15 protein-coding genes are annotated in these 15,659 nt (G+C 70.4%); 4 read left to right on the forward strand and 11 right to left on the reverse strand.

All coding sequences use genetic code 11. The features are described 5' to 3' along the window. Positions 1–136: 136 nt before the first annotated feature. From CRP50_RS02160 to CRP50_RS25420, 11 genes are all read right to left on the reverse strand, one after another. The gene (locus CRP50_RS02160) at positions 137–1,153 is read right to left on the reverse strand and encodes a molybdopterin-binding protein (protein WP_097277324.1); all 1,017 of its coding nucleotides are present in this window, start codon (positions 1,151–1,153) and stop codon (positions 137–139) included. Beyond that, a complete protein-coding gene (locus CRP50_RS02165) occupies positions 1,150–1,854 on the reverse strand; it encodes an XdhC family protein (RefSeq protein ID WP_097277325.1) in 705 nt (234 codons plus the stop codon). Before CRP50_RS02165 ends, CRP50_RS02160 begins: the two co-directional genes overlap by 4 nt. Next, the gene (locus CRP50_RS02170) at positions 1,851–3,029 is read right to left on the reverse strand and encodes a vWA domain-containing protein (protein WP_097277326.1); all 1,179 of its coding nucleotides are present in this window, start codon (positions 3,027–3,029) and stop codon (positions 1,851–1,853) included. Before CRP50_RS02170 ends, CRP50_RS02165 begins: the two co-directional genes overlap by 4 nt. Before the next feature lie 6 nt (positions 3,030–3,035). Beyond that, positions 3,036–3,959 (reverse strand): AAA family ATPase, encoded by a 924-nt coding sequence (locus CRP50_RS02175; RefSeq protein WP_097277327.1) that lies wholly within the window; start codon positions 3,957–3,959, stop codon positions 3,036–3,038. A gap of 211 nt (positions 3,960–4,170) precedes the next feature. After that, on the reverse strand, positions 4,171–4,968 hold the full coding sequence (locus CRP50_RS02180) for an FAD binding domain-containing protein (protein WP_097277328.1): 798 nt from the start codon (positions 4,966–4,968) through the stop codon (positions 4,171–4,173). Positions 4,969–4,989: 21 nt separating this feature from the next. Further along, positions 4,990–7,386 (reverse strand): xanthine dehydrogenase family protein molybdopterin-binding subunit, encoded by a 2,397-nt coding sequence (locus tag CRP50_RS02185; RefSeq protein ID WP_097277329.1) that lies wholly within the window; start codon positions 7,384–7,386, stop codon positions 4,990–4,992. A 13-nt stretch (positions 7,387–7,399) separates the two neighbouring features. Continuing rightward, a complete protein-coding gene (locus CRP50_RS02190; protein ID WP_097277330.1) occupies positions 7,400–7,891 on the reverse strand; it encodes a (2Fe-2S)-binding protein in 492 nt (163 codons plus the stop codon). A gap of 105 nt (positions 7,892–7,996) precedes the next feature. Then, positions 7,997–8,797: an SRPBCC family protein gene (locus CRP50_RS02195; protein ID WP_097277331.1), complete on the reverse strand. Its 801-nt coding sequence runs from the start codon at positions 8,795–8,797 to the stop codon at positions 7,997–7,999. A gap of 46 nt (positions 8,798–8,843) precedes the next feature. Beyond that, positions 8,844–9,194 (reverse strand): XdhC family protein, encoded by a 351-nt coding sequence (locus CRP50_RS02200; protein ID WP_097277332.1) that lies wholly within the window; start codon positions 9,192–9,194, stop codon positions 8,844–8,846. Further along, positions 9,191–9,697 carry a Fe-S cluster assembly sulfur transfer protein SufU gene (gene sufU / locus CRP50_RS02205; protein ID WP_097277333.1) on the reverse strand — a complete coding sequence of 169 codons (507 nt, stop codon included), beginning with the start codon at positions 9,695–9,697 and terminating at the stop codon, positions 9,191–9,193. The genes CRP50_RS02200 and sufU overlap by 4 nt, the downstream gene beginning before the upstream one ends. 169 nt (positions 9,698–9,866) lie before the next feature. Beyond that, the gene (locus tag CRP50_RS25420) at positions 9,867–10,232 is read right to left on the reverse strand and encodes a DUF4174 domain-containing protein (RefSeq protein WP_176524987.1); all 366 of its coding nucleotides are present in this window, start codon (positions 10,230–10,232) and stop codon (positions 9,867–9,869) included. A gap of 585 nt (positions 10,233–10,817) precedes the next feature. Here CRP50_RS25420 and CRP50_RS02215 point away from each other — a divergent pair. From CRP50_RS02215 to CRP50_RS02230, 4 genes are all read left to right on the forward strand, one after another. Then, positions 10,818–11,084, forward strand: a complete 267-nt coding sequence (locus CRP50_RS02215; RefSeq protein WP_097277335.1) for a DUF4212 domain-containing protein — start codon at positions 10,818–10,820, stop codon at positions 11,082–11,084. Between the two features lie 23 nt (positions 11,085–11,107). Beyond that, on the forward strand, positions 11,108–12,898 hold the full coding sequence (locus CRP50_RS02220) for a sodium:solute symporter family protein (RefSeq protein WP_097277336.1): 1,791 nt from the start codon (positions 11,108–11,110) through the stop codon (positions 12,896–12,898). 150 nt (positions 12,899–13,048) lie between these two features. Further along, positions 13,049–14,914 carry a putative nucleotidyltransferase substrate binding domain-containing protein gene (locus tag CRP50_RS02225; RefSeq protein ID WP_097277337.1) on the forward strand — a complete coding sequence of 622 codons (1,866 nt, stop codon included), beginning with the start codon at positions 13,049–13,051 and terminating at the stop codon, positions 14,912–14,914. A gap of 38 nt (positions 14,915–14,952) precedes the next feature. Further along, the gene (locus CRP50_RS02230) at positions 14,953–15,651 is read left to right on the forward strand and encodes an exonuclease domain-containing protein (protein WP_097277338.1); all 699 of its coding nucleotides are present in this window, start codon (positions 14,953–14,955) and stop codon (positions 15,649–15,651) included. Positions 15,652–15,659: the final 8 nt, after the last annotated feature.

Raw genomic sequence — 15,659 nt, forward strand, 5'->3', positions numbered from 1 at the left:
CGTAACGCGGACTTTCGCGTCTGCGGTAAGTGGCTGAAGTCGCCCACGAGTCTGCGGCGGAAAAGACTTTCGAGGTACTGGTCGCAGGGCGTGTAGAGGAAGACGGAAGGCCGTGTCGAGTCCCGACGCGGCGGGCTCAGCGCTCCGGCCGCACCGCCTTGGCGCGCGGCAGCGGGCGTTCCGGCACGTCCATGACCAGGCCGCCGACGCCCATGCCCATGATCTCGCGCGGGCCGACGGGCTCGCCGGCCGCCAGCCGCCACAGCACCCAGTCGGCGCCGTTGAGCTTGGGGGAGCGGGCGCAGCCCGGCAGGCCGAGCACCGGCGCCCCCTCCCACCGGCCGAGCATGAGCAGGTTGCCGGGGTCGACCGGCATGCCCAGCTGCTCAACCGTGCCGCCCACCAGCTCCACCGCCGCCGGCAGCACGTCGGCACGGTCGGTGATGGCGGAGGCGCCGATGAGCAGGAAGAGGTCGCAGCCCGCCGCCCGCAGCGCCCGCAGCTCCGCCGTCACCGCGTCCTCGTCGTGGGCGCAGCGGCGTTCCGTCACCAGCGCCGCGCCACAGGCGGCGAGGCGGGCGGCGGTGGTGTCGCGGGTCTTGTCGAGCATGTTCTCCTTGGTGCCGGCGACGCGCGTCTGCACGAGGCCGGCCCGCAGCGGCCGCCAGGGCGCCACCCGCACCGCCGCCCGCCCGGCCAGCATGGCGCACAGGGCCAGGGTGTCGTCGGGCACGGCGAAGGGGATGATCTTCACCGTCGCCACCATCTTGCCGGGCTCCACCGGCTCGCCGTCGGGCAGGGTGGCGAGGGTGACCGCCTCCGACACGCCGTTGATGCGGTCGACGGCATCGCGGTCGGCGCGGAACAGGCCGCTCGCGGTGGCGTGCAGGTTCACCCGCCCGGTCGCCGCCGGCCGTGCCTCCACGCCGGGACCGAGCACCAGTTCCGCGACGCGGGTGGCGGCGCGGTCCTCGGCCACGTCGCCGGGCTCCAGGCGGGCGGCGATGACGGTGGCGTGGCCCTCGGCGCGCAGTTCGTAGAGGTCCGCCGGCGTCAGGATGCGCCCCTTGGGCCACTTGCGGCCACCGATCATCAGGGAATGCGCCAGCACGCAGCCCTCGGCCTCGTCCACCGGCACGGCGCCGAACTTCATGACGCCGCCCCGCGCCGCACCGCCGTCACCTGCGCCAGGATGGACACGGCGATCTCGGCTGGCGAGCGGGCGCCGATGGCGAGGCCGACGGGGGCGTGGATGCGGCCGATCTCACCCGCCGACAGCCCGGCCTTCTCCAGCCGTTCCACCCGCTTGGCGTGGGTCTTCCGGCTGCCGAGGGAGCCGATGTAGAACACCGGCGCGCGCAGGGCGATGCGCAGGGCGGGGTCGTCCAGCTTGGGGTCGTGGGTCAGGGTGACGACGGCAGTGCGGGCGTCGAGCCGCAGGTCTTCCAGCGCCTCGTCGGGCCAGTCGTGGGTGACGGTGACGCCGGCGAAGCGTTCCGGCGTGGCGAAGGCCTCGCGCGGGTCGACCACCACCACGTCGTAGCCGGTCATCACCGCCATGGGCACCAGGTGCTGGGCGATGTGGACGGCGCCGACGATCACCAGCCGTGGCGGCGGGGCGTGGACGTCGACGAACAGCGGCCGCACGTCCTCGGCCGGCTCCAGCGTCCCGCCCGCCTCGTCGTGCAGCAGGGCGTGGACGGCCTGCCGCTCCGGGCCGGAGAGGGCGAGGTCGCCGCTTTCGCCGTCGGGCTCCACCAGCGCCTGGGCGCCCGTGGCGGTCTCCGTCACCACGGCGGCCGGCACCCGCAGGGCCTTGGCCGCCAGCAGGGCGTCGAGCAGGGCGCGCTTCATCGCCGGGGTCCTCCACTGTCGCCGAGCGCCGCGGCGAGCGCGCTCAGGCTGTTCAGATTGTGCACGGGGCGGTGTTCGTCCACGCACGATATCATGGCCGCCGCCCCCTTGGCCTTGGGCTCGTACCCCTCCCACCGCAGCAGGGGATTGAGCCAGATGAGCCGGCGGCAACTGCGGCGCAGGCGGTCCATCTCGTCCTCCAGCCCGGCGCCGGCGTCGCGGTCGAGGCCGTCGGTGATGAGCAGCACCAGCGCCCCCTGGCCCAGCACCCGCCGGCTCCACCGCTTGTTGAAGGCGGCGAGGCACTGGCCGATGCGGGTGCCGCCGTCCCAGTCCGGCGCCTCCTGCCCGACGCGCGCCACCGCCTCGTCCACGTCGCGGCGCTTGAGCGCGCGGGTGACGTTGGTCAGCCGGGTGCCGAACAGGAAGACGTGGACGCGGTCGCGGTCGTTGGTCAGGGCGTAGAGGAAGCGCAGCAGCAGGCGCGCGTACTGCCCCATGCTGCCCGAGATGTCGCACAGCACCACGATGGGTGGCGGCCGCACGCGGCGGGTCGCGCGCGCCAGTTCGATGACGTCGCCGCCGCCGGCCCGCGCCGTCTCGCGGAGGGAGCGCCGCAGGTCGATGCGGGCCCCGCGCGGCGACGGGCGGAAGCGGCGCGTCGGCAGGGCGAGGCGAGCGAGCCGCATGCCGGCGATGATGCGCCGCGCCTCCGCCAGTTCGGCTGTGGTCATCTGCTCGAAGTCCTTGGCGCGCAGGATCTCCTCGGCCGAGAACACCAGCCGGCCGTCGATCTGGATCTCCTGCTTCTTCTGCTCGCGGGCGTCGAGGTCGGGCGGCGGCGGCTTGGCGAGCGTGTCCTGCAGGCGGCGCGACAGCTCGGGCCCGTCCTTGCCCAGTTCCGCCCGCATGGCCGGCAGCATGAGCCCCATGGCCTTCTTCAGAAGCTCCGGGTTGCGCCAGAACAGGTGGAAGGCCTGGTCGAAGATCTCGTGCTGGTCATGGCGGTCGGTGAGGGTGGCGTGCAGCGCCCAATAGAAGTCGTCGCGCCGGTCGAGCCCCACCGCCTCCACCGCCTCGAGCGCGCGCAGGGCCTTCTGCGGCCCGACGGGCAGGCCGGCGGCGCGCAGGGTGCGGGTGAACGCCACCACGTTGGCGGCGAGCGATCCGGTCACGGGCGGTCACTCCCCGGCGGTGCGGGCGGAGACGTCGGCCTTCACCTGCATGAGGAGGCGCGCCGCCTCGTCGCCCTGGATGCGGGCGATGTCGTCCTGGTACTTGAGCAGGATGCCGAGCGTATCGTCGACGGCCCCGGCCGACAGCTCGATCTGGTCCAGTTCCACCAGCGTGCTGGCCCAGTCGAGGCTTTCCGCCACGCCCGGCGCCTTGAACAGGTCGAGCCCGCGCAAGGCCTGCACGAAGGCCACCACCTGCCGGCTGAGGGACTCCGGCACCTGCGGCAGGCGGGCGGTCAGGATCGCCAGTTCGCGGGCGAAATCGGGATAGTCGACCCAGTGGTAGAAGCAGCGGCGCTTCAGCGCGTCGTGGATCTCGCGCGTGCGGTTGCTGGTCAGGATGACGATGGGCGGATGCGCGGCGGCGATGGTGCCGATTTCCGGGATGGTCACCTGGAAGTCGGACAGGATTTCCAGCAGGTAGGCCTCGAAGGGCTCGTCGGTGCGGTCCAGTTCGTCGATGAGCAGCACCGGCGGGCCGGCCACGTCGGGCTCCAGCGCCTGCAGGATGGGGCGGCGGATGAGGAATCGGTCGGAGAACAGGTCTTCGCCGAGCGCCGCCCGGTCGCGGTCGCCCGACGCCTCGCCGAGGCGGATTTCCAGCATCTGGCGGGCGTAGTTCCATTCGTAGACGGCGGCGGCGACGTCGAGGCCCTCGTAGCACTGCAGGCGCACGAGGCGGCGGCCGAGGGTCTTCGCCAGAACCTTGGCGATCTCGGTCTTGCCGACGCCGGCCTCGCCCTCCAGGAACAGCGGCCGGCCGAGCTTGAGCGCCAGGTAGAGCACGGTGGCGAGCGACCGGTCGGCGACGTAACTGCCGGCGCGCAGCAGATCGGCCGTGGCGTCGACGGAGGCGGGAAGGGCGGTCATGGGGCCTCGGGCTGCTGAGTGCGAAAGGAAGATATGTCATGGCCGGGCTCGACCCGGCCATCCACGGCGTCACCGGCGGTCGGGACGGTAACGAGGCAGGGCGGCCGACGGCGGGGGAGCCGTGGATGCCCGGCTCGAGGCCGGGCATGACAAGGAAAGAAGGCGGGGGCCTAGCGGAACGACGAAGCCGCCGCCAGGCCCCCGCCACCCCTCAGCCCGTCGCCGCCACCACGGCACGCTTGGCCATCAGCGTCACCAGGTGGGCGCGGTAGTCGGCGCTGGCGTGGATGTCGCTGTTCAGCCCGTCGGCCGGCACGCTGATGCCGGCCAGGGCGTCGGGGCTGAAGCTGCCCGCCAGGGCCTGCTCCATCTCCGCCACGCGGAACACCGAGGGGCCGGCGCCGGTGACGGCGACGCGCACGCCGCCCGCCGTTTCCGCCACCATCACGCCCACGACCGCATAGCGCGAGGCCGGGTGCTTGAACTTGGCGTAGCCGGCCCGCTTCGGCACCGGGAAGCGCACGGCGGTGACGATCTCGCCTTCCTCCAGCGCCGTCTCGAACATGGCGGTGAAGAAGTCGTCGGCGGCGATTTCGCGCGTGCTGGTGACGATGGTGGCGTTCAGCCCCACCACGGCGGCGGGATAGTCGGCCGCCGGGTCGGCGTTGGCGATGGAGCCGCCGATGGTGCCGCGGTTGCGCACCTGCGCGTCGCCGATGTGGCGGGCGAGGTGGGCGAGCGCCGGGATGCGGTCGCGCACGGTGGCGTCATAGGCGACGTCGGCATGCGGCGTCATGGCGCCGATGACGATGGTGTCACCGTCGGCCCGCACGCCGCGCAACTCGGCGATGTCGCGCAGGTCCACCAGCGCGCTCGGCATGGCGAGGCGCTGCTTCAGGGTGGGGATGAGCGTCATGCCGCCGGCCACCACCTTGGCGTCCGGATCGGATGCGAGAACCGCGGCGACGTCGGCGACGGTCTTCGGGTGCTGGTACTCGAAGCTGTACATGGTTCAAGTCCTCCCCTTCTGTTATTCGGCCGCCATGGGGGCCTGTTTGTCGCGCAGGGTCCGCCACACCCGTTCGGGCGAGGCGGGCATGTCCATGTGCGCGATGTCGAGGGCGTCGCAGACGGCGTTCATGACGCAGGCCGCACCGCCGATGGTCCCGGCCTCGCCGCAGCCCTTCACGCCGAGCGCGTTGGTGGTGCAGAGAACCTCGTTGGTCTTGACCTCGAAGCTCGGCACGTCGTCGGCGCGCGGCATGGTGTAGTCCATGAACGAGCCGGTCAGCAGCTGGCCCGAGTCCTCGTCGTAGACGCAGTTCTCCAGCAGCGCCTGGCCGATGCCCTGCACCAGACCGCCGTGGACCTGGCCTTCGACGATCATCGGGTTGATGACGCGGCCGAAGTCGTCCACCGCCACGAAGCGGATGATCTTGGTGATGCCCGTCTCGGGGTCGATTTCCACCTCGCAGATCTGCGTGCCGTTGGGGAAGGTGAAGTTCTTGGGGTCGTAGAAGGCCTGCTCGTCGAGGCCGGGTTCCAGCTCGTCCAGCGGGTAGTTGTGGGGGATGTAGGCGGCACCGGCGATTTCGGCGATGCCGATGGTCTTGTCGGTGCCGGCGACGCGGAAGGTGCCGTCGGCGAACTCGATGTCGTCGGCGCTGGCCTCCAGCAGGTGGGCGGCGATCTTCTTGGACTTGGCGATCACCTTGTCGATGGCCTTCATCATGGCCATGCCGCCGACCGCCAGCGAGCGCGAGCCGTAGGTGCCCATGCCGAAGGGCGTGCGGGCACTGTCGCCGTGGACGATCTCCACCTTGTCCATGGGCACGCCGAGCCGTTCCGCCACGATCTGGGCGAAGGTGGTCTCGTGGCCCTGGCCGTGGCTGTGGACGCCGACCATGACCGAGACGGAGCCGGTCGGGTGGAACCGCACTTCCGCCGAGTCATAAAGGCCGGCACGGGCGCCCAGCGCCCCGGCGACGTTGGACGGCGCGATGCCGCAGGCCTCGATGTAGCTGGCGAAGCCGATGCCGCGCAGCTTGCCGCGGGACGCGGCCTCCGCCTTGCGGGCGGGGAAGCCGGCGTAGTCGATCATCTCCAGCGCGTCGTTCAGGTTGCGCGCGAAGTCGCCGCTGTCGTACTGCAGGCCGACCGGCGTGTCGTAGGGCATCATCTCCGGCGTGATGAAGTTGCGGCGGCGCAGTTCCGCCTTGTCGATGCCGGTCTGGCGCGCCGCCACGTCGACGATGCGCTCGATGAGGTAGCAGGCTTCCGGGCGCCCGGCGCCGCGGTAGGCGTCCACGGGCACGGTGTTGGTGAACACCGCCTTCACCTCGGCGTAGATGGCCGGTGTCTTGTACTGGCCCGACAGCAGGGTGGCATACAGGATCGTCGGGATGCACGACGAGAAGGTGGACAGGTAGGCGCCCATGTTGGCGGTGGTGTTCACCCGCAGGCCGAGGAAGGTACCGGCGTCGTCCATGGCCAGTTCCACGTGGGTGACGTGGTCGCGGCCATGGGCGTCGGACATGAAGCTTTCCGTCCGCTCGGCCGTCCACTTCACCGGCCGGCCGAGCTTCCGCGCGGCGAAGACGACGATGACCTCTTCGGCGTAGTGGTAGATCTTCGACCCGAAGCCGCCGCCGACGTCGGGCGCGACGACGCGCACCTTGTGCTCCGGCAGGCCCATGGTGAAGCCGCAGAGCAGCAGGCGGATGAGCTGCGGGTTCTGGCTGGTGGTGGTGAGGGTGTACTCCTCAGACCCGCGGTCGTACTCGCCGATGGCGGCGCGCGGCTCCATGGCGTTGGGGATCAGCCGGTTGTTGACGAGGTCGAGCTTGGCGACGTGCGCCGCCTTGGCGAAGGCCTCGTCGGTCTTGGCCTTGTCGCCCCACTCCCAGTCGTAGCAGACGTTGTCCGGCGCCTCGTCGTGCACCGGCGCGCCGGTGGCCCCGGCGGCGGTGGCGGTGGCGACGGTGGCCGGCAGCTCGTCGTACTCGATGGCGATGAGCTCGGCGGCGTCCTTGGCCTGGTTGAGCGTCTCGGCGACCACCACGGCGACCTGATCACCGACGTAGCGCACCTTGTCGGCGGCCAGCGGCAGGTGCGGCGGCTCCTTCATGGCCATGCCGTCCTTGCTCTTGATGAGCCAGCCGCAGGGCAGGGAGCCGATGCCGGCGGCCTTCATCTCGGCGCCGGTGATGACGGTGTGCACGCCCGGCGCCTGCTCGGCCTCGGTCGTGTCGATGGAGACGATGGTGGCATGGGCGTGCGGGCTGCGCACGATGAAGGCGTGGAGCTGGCCCGGCTTGTTCATGTCGTCGGTGTAGCGGCCGCGGCCGGTGAGGAAGCGGTAGTCTTCCACCCGCTTCACCGAGGCGCCGATGCCCGTCGCCTTGGCGGGATTCTGCTGCATGGTCATGACGGCGTCTCCCTCACTCGGCGGCCTGGCGGGTGGCGGACATGGCCCCGAGGCCGTCCTTCACCGCCTTGACGATGTTGTGATAGCCGGTGCAGCGGCAGATGTTGCCTTCCAGCCATTCGCGGATCTCGTCCTCGGAAGCGGTCGGGTTGACGCGCGCCAGGTCGGTCGCGCTCATGACCATGCCGGGGGTACAGAACCCGCACTGCAGGCCGTGGTGCTCCTTGAAGGCGGCCTGCATGGGGTGCAGCGTGCCGTCGGCGGCGGCGAGACCTTCGATGGTGGTCACCTCGGCGCCGTCGGCCTGGGCCGCCAGCATGGTGCAGCTCTTCACCGAGCGGCCGTTCACGTGCACGGTGCAGGCGCCGCACTGGCTGGTGTCGCAGCCGACGTGGGTGCCGGTGAGGTTGAGCGTCTGGCGCAGCACGTCCACCAGCAGGGCGTTCTCGGCCACGCTCACGGTGACGGCTTTGCCGTTGACGGTCATCGAAACACTGAGAGCCATCTGTGCTTTCCTCCCTGTGGCGCTGCGTTGGCGCCTGGATCGTGTTGTTGTGGATGCGGCTCGGACGTGTAAGGGGCGGTTTGTGTCGAGGGGTGCCGGTCGGTATCAGCCTCCCGCGAACAGCAGGATGAGGACGACGATCAGCGCGACGCCGCCGGCCCACCACGCCCAGGCGGGCGAGCCGCCGGACTTGGCCGGCGCGGCCGTGTGGGCCGCGGTGGTGGAGGCGGCGGCATGGGCGGCGACGGGCTCGGTCGGCGTGGTCGCGGCGGCCTGCGCGCCGGCCCGTTCGGCGGCGGTGGGGCCGGTCACGGCGCCCATGTCCGGCGGCCCGCCGAGGTCGGCGGTCGCCATGGCCTCGCCCGACGGCGGCGGCAGCGGCGCTTCGCCTTCGCGCGGGCGGCCGGCATCGGCGGAGCCGGCGCCCATGCCGACGGTGGCGGCGGTGTCCGGCACGTCCTGCGGCGACAGGCGCGCCGTCAGGCGGGCGAAGAAGTCGTCGGCGTATTTCTGCGCCGTGCCCTGGATGAGGCGCGAGCCGAGCTGCGCCAGCTTGCCGCCCACCTGGGCGTCGGCCTTGTAGGTCAGGCGGGTGTTGCCGGCGTCCACCTCCTCCAGCATCACGTTGGCGCCGCCCTTGGCGAAGCCGGCGGCGCCGCCCTTGCCCTCGCCGACGATGCGGTAGCTTTCCGGCGCGACGATGTCTTCCAGCCGCACGGAGCCGCGGAAGGTGGCCTTCACCGGCCCGACCTTGGCGGTGACGGTGGCGTCGTAGCCGAGGCCGTCCTCGGCGGGCGTGAGCGAATCGCAACCGGGGATGCAGTCGCGCAGCACTTCGGGATCGTTGATCGCCTGCCAGACCGTCCGGCGGTCCGCCGGAATGAGGTATTCGCCGCTGATGTCCAAGGTGCGCTGTCCTCCCTGCTGGTGGTGGGCGTGCTGGTGGGGGCGTCTAGACGATCGCCTCGACGTAGATTTCGATGCGGCCGCCGCAGGCCAGGCCGACCGCCCAAGCGGTCTCGTCGGCGACGCCGAACTCCAGGGTCTGGGGGCGGCCAGTTTTCATGGCGGTCATGGCGGCGTCGACCACGGCGCCCTCGACGCAGCCGCCGGAGACGGAGCCGACCATCTCGCCGTCCTCGCGCACCGCCAGCTTGGAGCCGACGGGGCGGGGCGAGCTGCCCCAGGTGCGCATGACCGTGGCGAGCGCACAGGGGACGCCGGCGGCGCTCCAGTCGCGCACGGCGAGCAGCGGGTCCTGCGGGGCGGCGGGGGTGGGAGAAGAGGTGGAGGTGGGCGTCATGCCGGGGCCTCCCGCGCCGCAGAGGTCTTCAGGTCGTGCGCCGCCTCGACGGTGCCGGTGAGGGCGGCGTTGAGGGTGTGCCACGGCAGGGTGACGCACTTCACCCGCAAGGGGCTGGCATGGATGATCGTCAGCGCCTCCAGCACGTCGCGGTCCTCGGGCGGCAGGCCCGGCATCGCGGCCAGCGGCTCGCCGGAGACGCAGGCGTCGCGGAAGGCGTGGAAGAGGTCCACCGCCTGGGTGCGCGTCCGCCCCTCGACCAGCCCGGCGAGCAGCGAGGCCGAGGCGGTGCAGATGGCGCAGCCGCGGGCGCGGCAGCCGCAGGCGGCGATCGTGTCGGGGGCGTCGGCGGAAAAGCGCAGGGTGAGGGCGACGCGGTCGCCGCACAGGGGATTGTGCCCGTCGGCCCGAGCGTCGGCCGGCTCCACCGCCTGCGCGTGGCGCGGATGCGTGCCGTGATCCTCGATCAGCGCCCGGAACAGCGCTTCCCGATCCTCGAGCATGCCAGACCTTTGCCTCCCTGGGTCGCCGACTGCGTGGCCGGGACTCCCACTTGTTGGCTCAAGTATCGAACCGCAAGGGCGGGCAAGTCAAACGCCATCGTGGACGCGCCGCAGCACCGGCCGGCGGCGCGCAGGCCCCGGCGCGGCGGATGGGGGCGCGGGGGTCAGGTCAGTGGCGCACCGGCAGGTGGTCGATCAGGTCGAACAGGCGGAAGGTGGCGACCGGCGCCTTCTCCACCAGTTGCACGTCGCCGTCCTTGTCGATGACCACGAGGCAGAAGTCGTCGCGCGCCACGCCGAAGCGCTCGCGCATGTCGTCGGGGTCGAGGCGGGCGCCCGAGGCGCCGTCGCCGATGGCCTTCACGGCCCCCTGGCCGGCGACCACGAAAAGGAAGACGTCGCGCTCGCGCAGGCCGTCCTCCTCGGCCATGAGGCCGTCGATCTGGCGGGTCAGGCGTTCGTCGGCGTCGCTCGGGGCGAACAGGACGAACAGGCGATTCTTGCCCTCGTAGGGCTGGCTGATGGACTGGTCCACGGTGGCGTCTCCGCACGGTTCTGGCATCGGGGGTGTGCGGAAAAGACGCGCCTGCCGCCGCCGCCGTTCCGATTCGTGGCGGCGCAAAAGCGATCGTGCACCGCAGCATCGCGTGCGCGCCCGGCACCGCCGCCGCCTCCGCCGCATGCGCGGGCCGTGCGCCGTTGGATCGAGCCGTCGCCGCGACGGCGGGCGGATTTCCGCAGTTTCCTTGCCCCTGACCGCGGTGCGGAAAAGCGAACCGGCGGTTGTTCCGGCAGAACTTTGGCGCTCAGGGTGGAGCCTTCGCCCAGGTGAAACGAGAATGAGACTTGGCTTTTTCTGCGGCTCGTGCATGCTTTGCCTCGCTTTTGCCGCATTCGGGCAACGGCGGGAGGGACCTTCGATCTCTGCCACCGCTGCGCGAGCGGGCAATATTCGTTCCTGGGGAGGCGCGATGCCGGCGGTGGATTTCGCCGCGGCCGGCCAAAAAGCACGAATCTTTCAGGGGGCCATAAGAAAGGCTTACACCATCGTCGAGATCGTGTACGCTACGCGCCTCTAAGGCCTCAAGCGGTCTCTGGGAGTTAAAGCAGGGAGGACGTAATGTCAGAAATGAACAAGAGCCAGGCGGAAGCCTACTGGAAGGCCAACCTCCGCATCGTCGGCGGTAGTCTGGTGGTCTGGTTCCTGGTTTCCTACGGCGCCGGCATCCTGTTCGCCGATGCGCTGAATTCCATCCCCGTCGGTGGCACCGGCCTGGGCTTCTGGTTCGCCCAGCAGGGGTCCATCATCATCTTCCTGATTCTGATCGCGTTCTACGCTTGGCGCATGAACAAGCTCGACCGCGAATTCGACGTCGACGAACAGTAAGAAGAGCGGGGGGAAACCTACACATGGATCTCATGACCTGGACCTACCTGTTGGTGGGCGCGTCGTTCGCGCTCTACATCGGGATCGCCATCTGGACGCGCGCGTCGTCGACCGGTGAATTCTACGTCGCGGGCGGCGGCGTGCATCCCATCGCCAACGGCATGGCGACCGGCGCCGACTGGATGTCGGCCGCGTCGTTCATCTCCATGGCCGGCCTGATCGCCTTCCTCGGCTACGGCGGCTCGGTGTACCTGATGGGCTGGACCGGCGGCTACGTGCTGCTCGCCATGCTGCTCGCGCCGTATCTGCGCAAGTACGGCAAGTTCACGGTGCCGGAATTCATCGGCGACCGCTACTACAGCCAGACCGCGCGCGTCGTCGCCGTGATCTGCCTGATCTTCATCTCGTTCACGTACGTCGCCGGCCAGATGCGCGGCGTCGGCATCGTGTTCTCCCGCTTCCTCGAAGTGGACCTGCTCACCGGCCTGCTGGTCGGCATGGGCATCGTGTTCATCTACGCGGTGCTGGGTGGCATGAAGGGCATCACCTACACCCAGGTGGCGCAGTACTGCGTGCTCATCACCGCCTACATCATTCCGGCGATCTTCATCTCGTTCAACATCACCGGCAACCCGGTTCCGCCGCTCGGCCTGTGGGGCAACGTCGAAGGGTCCGACACCCATCTGCTGACGCGCCTGAACGAGATCGTCACCGAACTCGGCTTCGCGGCCTACACCTCGGGCGGCAAGTCCACCATCGACATCTTCTGCATCACCGCGGCCCTGATGGTCGGCACCGCCGGTCTGCCGCACGTGATCGTGCGCTTCTTCACCGTGCCGCGCGTGCGTGACGCCCGCTCCTCGGCCGGCTGGGCGCTGCTGTTCATCGCGCTGCTCTACACCACGGCCCCGGCCGTCGGCGCCATGGCCCGCTACAACCTGACCGTCACCGCGTGGCCGGGCGTCGCCGCCAGCACCGACGTCGGTTCGGCCGTGACCGATCCGCAGAACGCCCTGGCGGCCGATGCCATCCCCGATTGGATGAAGCGCTGGAACGCCACCGGCCTGATCAAGTGGGAAGACAAGAACGGCGACGGCCGCATCCAGTACTACAACGAAAAGGGCCTGAAGCCCGAAGTGGCCCAGAGCCGCGGCTGGACCGGCAACGAACTGATCGTCGACAACGACATCATGGTGCTCGCCAACCCCGAAATCGCCAAGCTGCCGAACTGGGTCATCGCCCTGGTCGCGGCCGGTGGTATCGCGGCGGCGCTCTCCACGGCGGCCGGTCTGCTGCTCGTGATCTCGTCGTCGATCTCCCACGACCTGATGAAGAGCACCTTCGCCAAGGGCATCTCCGAGAAGCAGGAACTGATGGCGGGACGCATCGCCGCGGCCGTCGCCATCGTCATCGCCGGCTACCTCGGGTACAACCCGCCGGGCTTCGTGGCCCAGGTGGTGGCCTTCGCCTTCGGTCTGGCGGCCAGTTCGCTGTTCCCCGCCATCATGATGGGCATCTTCTCGAAGAAGGTGAACCGCGAGGGCGCCATCGCCGGCATGCTGTCCGGCCTGGTGTTCACCATGGGCTACATCCTGTGGTTCAAGGGCATCTTCATCACCCCGGTGCAGGAGAACATTCCGGCCAACTGGCTGTTCGGCATCTCGCCGGAAGGCATCGGTTTCGTCGGCATGCTGCTCAACTTCGCCGTGGCCTTCCTGGTCAGCCGCGTGACGGCCGCCCCGCCGGAGCGCATCCAGGAGCTGGTGGAGTTCATCCGCTCGCCGCGCGGTGCGGGTTCCGCCACCCACCACTGATCCGGTTCGCATGACCGGTCGGTAATCGAAGGGCGGTCCTCCCGTACGGGAGGGCCGCCTTTTCTTTCCGCCGGCGGCACCGATGTTTGCAGAAGAACGAGAGCCCGCACCGCAAGACGGGCCGTGACCACCCTGGGGAGGGATCAGATCATGGAAACGGAAATTGCCGACATCCGGGACTTCATCGCCGGACATCACCCCTTCGACCTGCTGCCCGACACCGAGGTGACGGCGCTGGCGCGGCTCGTGTCGGTACGCTACCTGCGCCGCGACACCGTGCTGATGACGCCGGGTGAGCGGGTCGACGCGCTCAGCATCGTGCGCTCCGGCGCGCTCGAGACCCGCGACCCGGACGGCAACCTGCTGGCGCGGGCAGGCGAGGGCGAACTGGCAGGCCTGCGGGCGCTGCTGCGCGGCGGCCTTGCCGTCAACCACATCGTCGCCATCGAGGACGCGCTGCTCTACCAGGTGCCGGCGGCCGAGTTCCACCGCCTGCGCGACGAGCACGCCTCCTTCGCCTATCACTTCTCGCCGACCGGCGGCGACCGCCTGCGCGGCGCCCGCGTCACCGCCGGCACCGACGCCGATGCCAGCGGCCTTACCACCCGGCGCGTCGGTGAACTGGTCAAGCGCGAGCCCATCGTCATCGACCGCGCCGCCACCATCCAGCAGGCGGCGGCCACCATGGCCGCGGCCAACGTGTCGTGCCTGCTGGTGCTCGACGGCGACCAGCTGTGCGGCATCGTCACCGACCGCGACCTGCGCAACCGCGTGGTCGCTGCGGCCCGCTCGCCGCAGGAGCCGGTGGCTGCCATCATGACCGCCGACCCCTTGAGCGTGCCGGCCACCGCCTGGCTGTTCCAGGCCATGCTGCTGATGTCGCGCCACGCCATCCACCACCTGCCGATCACCCGCGCCGACGGCAAGCCGGCGGGCGTCATCACCGTCACCGACCTGTTGCGCAACCAGGCCCGCTCCACCGCCCTGGTCGCCGGCGATATCTACCAGCGCCACGACCCGGAGGGCATCGGCCAGGCCCTGACAATCATCCCCGACATCGTCCACGACCTGGTGGCGAGCGGGGCGAGTTCCTACGCCATCGGCCACGCCATCTCGTCGCTGGCCGACGCCGCCACCATCCGCATCCTGCAACTGGCGGAAGAGGCCTTCGGCCCGCCGCCGGTGCCCTATCTGTGGCTGGCGGTCGGGTCCCAGGGGCGCAACGAGCAGACGGCGCGCTCCGACCAGGACAACTGCATGGTCCTGTCCGACGACTACGACCCGGCCCGCCATGGCGAGTATTTCGAGAAGCTGGCGACCTTCGTCTGCCAGGGCCTCGCCGTCGCCGGGTACATCCTGTGCCCGGGCGACGTCATGGCCATGAACCCCAAGTGGCGCCAGAGCCTGACCGGCTGGAAGGCCACCTTCGGCCGCTGGATCGACGAGCCTCAGCCCAAGGCGCTCATGTACTCCAGCGTGTTCTTCGACATGCGCCCCATCGCCGGCGAGATGGGCCTGTTCGACGACCTGCACGCCCACGTGCTGAAGAAGGCGCAGGGCAGCCGCCTGTTCCTCGGTCACATGACGGGCAACGCGCTGACCCACCGGCCGCCGCTCGGGTTCTTCCGCAACCTCGTGCTCATCAGCGGCGGCGACCACGACCACGCGCTCGACCTCAAGCACACCGGCATCGTGCCCATCGTCGACCTGGCGCGCATCTACGCGCTCGACGCCGGCCTGCCGCAGGTCAACACCAAGGACCGCCTGGAGGCCGCCTGCGAGACCGCCAAGGTCAGCCGCGAGGGCTCGCGCGATCTGATGGATGCGCTGGAATTCCTCGGCCTCGTGCGGCTGCGCCATCAGGCGCGCCTCATCCGCGACGGGCAGTCGGCGGACAACTACCTGCGGCCGGAGGAACTGTCGTCCTTCGAGCGCAGCCACCTGAAGGACGCCTTCACGGTCGTCAAGAACATGCAAAGCGCGGCGGCGTCCACCTACCGCGGCGGCATGGGCTGACCGGCATGGACGCGATCCGGGGGGAGTGCGCCTGAACCATGCCGTTTTCCGCCATTCACAACCTCATCAGCCTGGACCTGCTCCGCTGGTGGCTGGCCTTCCGCGCCGGCGGCGGGCCGCTGCGCCAGTATTACGCCGCCGACTACGCCACGCTCGACAAGCCGTGGCGCGAGGTGGAGTTCCTCGCCGTCGACCTGGAAACCACGGGCCTCGACCCGCGCAAGGACGTCGTCGTCAGCATCGGCTGGGTGCCCATCGTGGGCGGTGCCGTGCGGCTCGCCCAGGCGGGGTACTCGCTGGTGCGCGTCGACCGCCCCATGCCGGGCGAGAGCGCCGTCCTGCACGGCATCCTCGACCGCCACGTGGAGGACGCGCCGCCGCTCGGCGACGTGCTGCCGGAGTTCCTGGCGGCGCTGCGCGGGCGCATCCCGGTGGCCCACCACGCCCTGGTGGAGCAGGGCTTCCTCGACGCCGCCTGCCGCAGCGTCTACGGCCTGCCGCTGCGGGTGCCCTACGTCGACACCCTGGCGCTGGAACGCCGCCGCGCCGCCCGCACCGGCCGCGAGGTCAAGAGCGGCGAGATGCGGCTGCAGGCCTGCCGCGACCGCTACGGCCTGCCGCGCTACCGCGGCCACCATGCGCTCGCCGATGCGCTCGCCTGCGCCGAACTGCTGCTCGCCCAGGCGACATACATGGACGGCAAGCAGGCGACCCGTCTACAAGACCTTCTCGTGTAACCCGTTCC

The organism is Caenispirillum bisanense (assembly GCF_900230255.1).
Taxonomy (GTDB): Bacteria; Pseudomonadota; Alphaproteobacteria; order Rhodospirillales; family Rhodospirillaceae; genus Caenispirillum; species Caenispirillum bisanense_A.

Excerpts from the sequence above, each read along its gene's own strand:
- CRP50_RS02185 (WP_097277329.1), bottom strand. The coding sequence starts at position 7,386 with ATGACCATGCAGCAGAATCCCGCCAAGGCGACGGGCATCGGCGCCTCG.
- CRP50_RS02200 (WP_097277332.1), bottom strand. The coding sequence starts at position 9,194 with ATGACGCCCACCTCCACCTCTTCTCCCACCCCCGCCGCCCCGCAGGAC.
- CRP50_RS02230 (WP_097277338.1), top strand. The coding sequence starts at position 14,953 with ATGCCGTTTTCCGCCATTCACAACCTCATCAGCCTGGACCTGCTCCGC.
- CRP50_RS02225 (WP_097277337.1), top strand. The coding sequence starts at position 13,049 with ATGGAAACGGAAATTGCCGACATCCGGGACTTCATCGCCGGACATCAC.
- sufU (WP_097277333.1), bottom strand. The coding sequence starts at position 9,697 with ATGCTCGAGGATCGGGAAGCGCTGTTCCGGGCGCTGATCGAGGATCAC.
- CRP50_RS02160 (WP_097277324.1), bottom strand. The coding sequence starts at position 1,153 with ATGAAGTTCGGCGCCGTGCCGGTGGACGAGGCCGAGGGCTGCGTGCTG.
- CRP50_RS02215 (WP_097277335.1), top strand. The coding sequence starts at position 10,818 with ATGTCAGAAATGAACAAGAGCCAGGCGGAAGCCTACTGGAAGGCCAAC.
- CRP50_RS02190 (WP_097277330.1), bottom strand. The coding sequence starts at position 7,891 with ATGGCTCTCAGTGTTTCGATGACCGTCAACGGCAAAGCCGTCACCGTG.
- CRP50_RS02165 (WP_097277325.1), bottom strand. The coding sequence starts at position 1,854 with ATGAAGCGCGCCCTGCTCGACGCCCTGCTGGCGGCCAAGGCCCTGCGG.
- CRP50_RS02180 (WP_097277328.1), bottom strand. The coding sequence starts at position 4,968 with ATGTACAGCTTCGAGTACCAGCACCCGAAGACCGTCGCCGACGTCGCC.
- CRP50_RS02220 (WP_097277336.1), top strand. The coding sequence starts at position 11,108 with ATGGATCTCATGACCTGGACCTACCTGTTGGTGGGCGCGTCGTTCGCG.
- CRP50_RS02175 (WP_097277327.1), bottom strand. The coding sequence starts at position 3,959 with ATGACCGCCCTTCCCGCCTCCGTCGACGCCACGGCCGATCTGCTGCGC.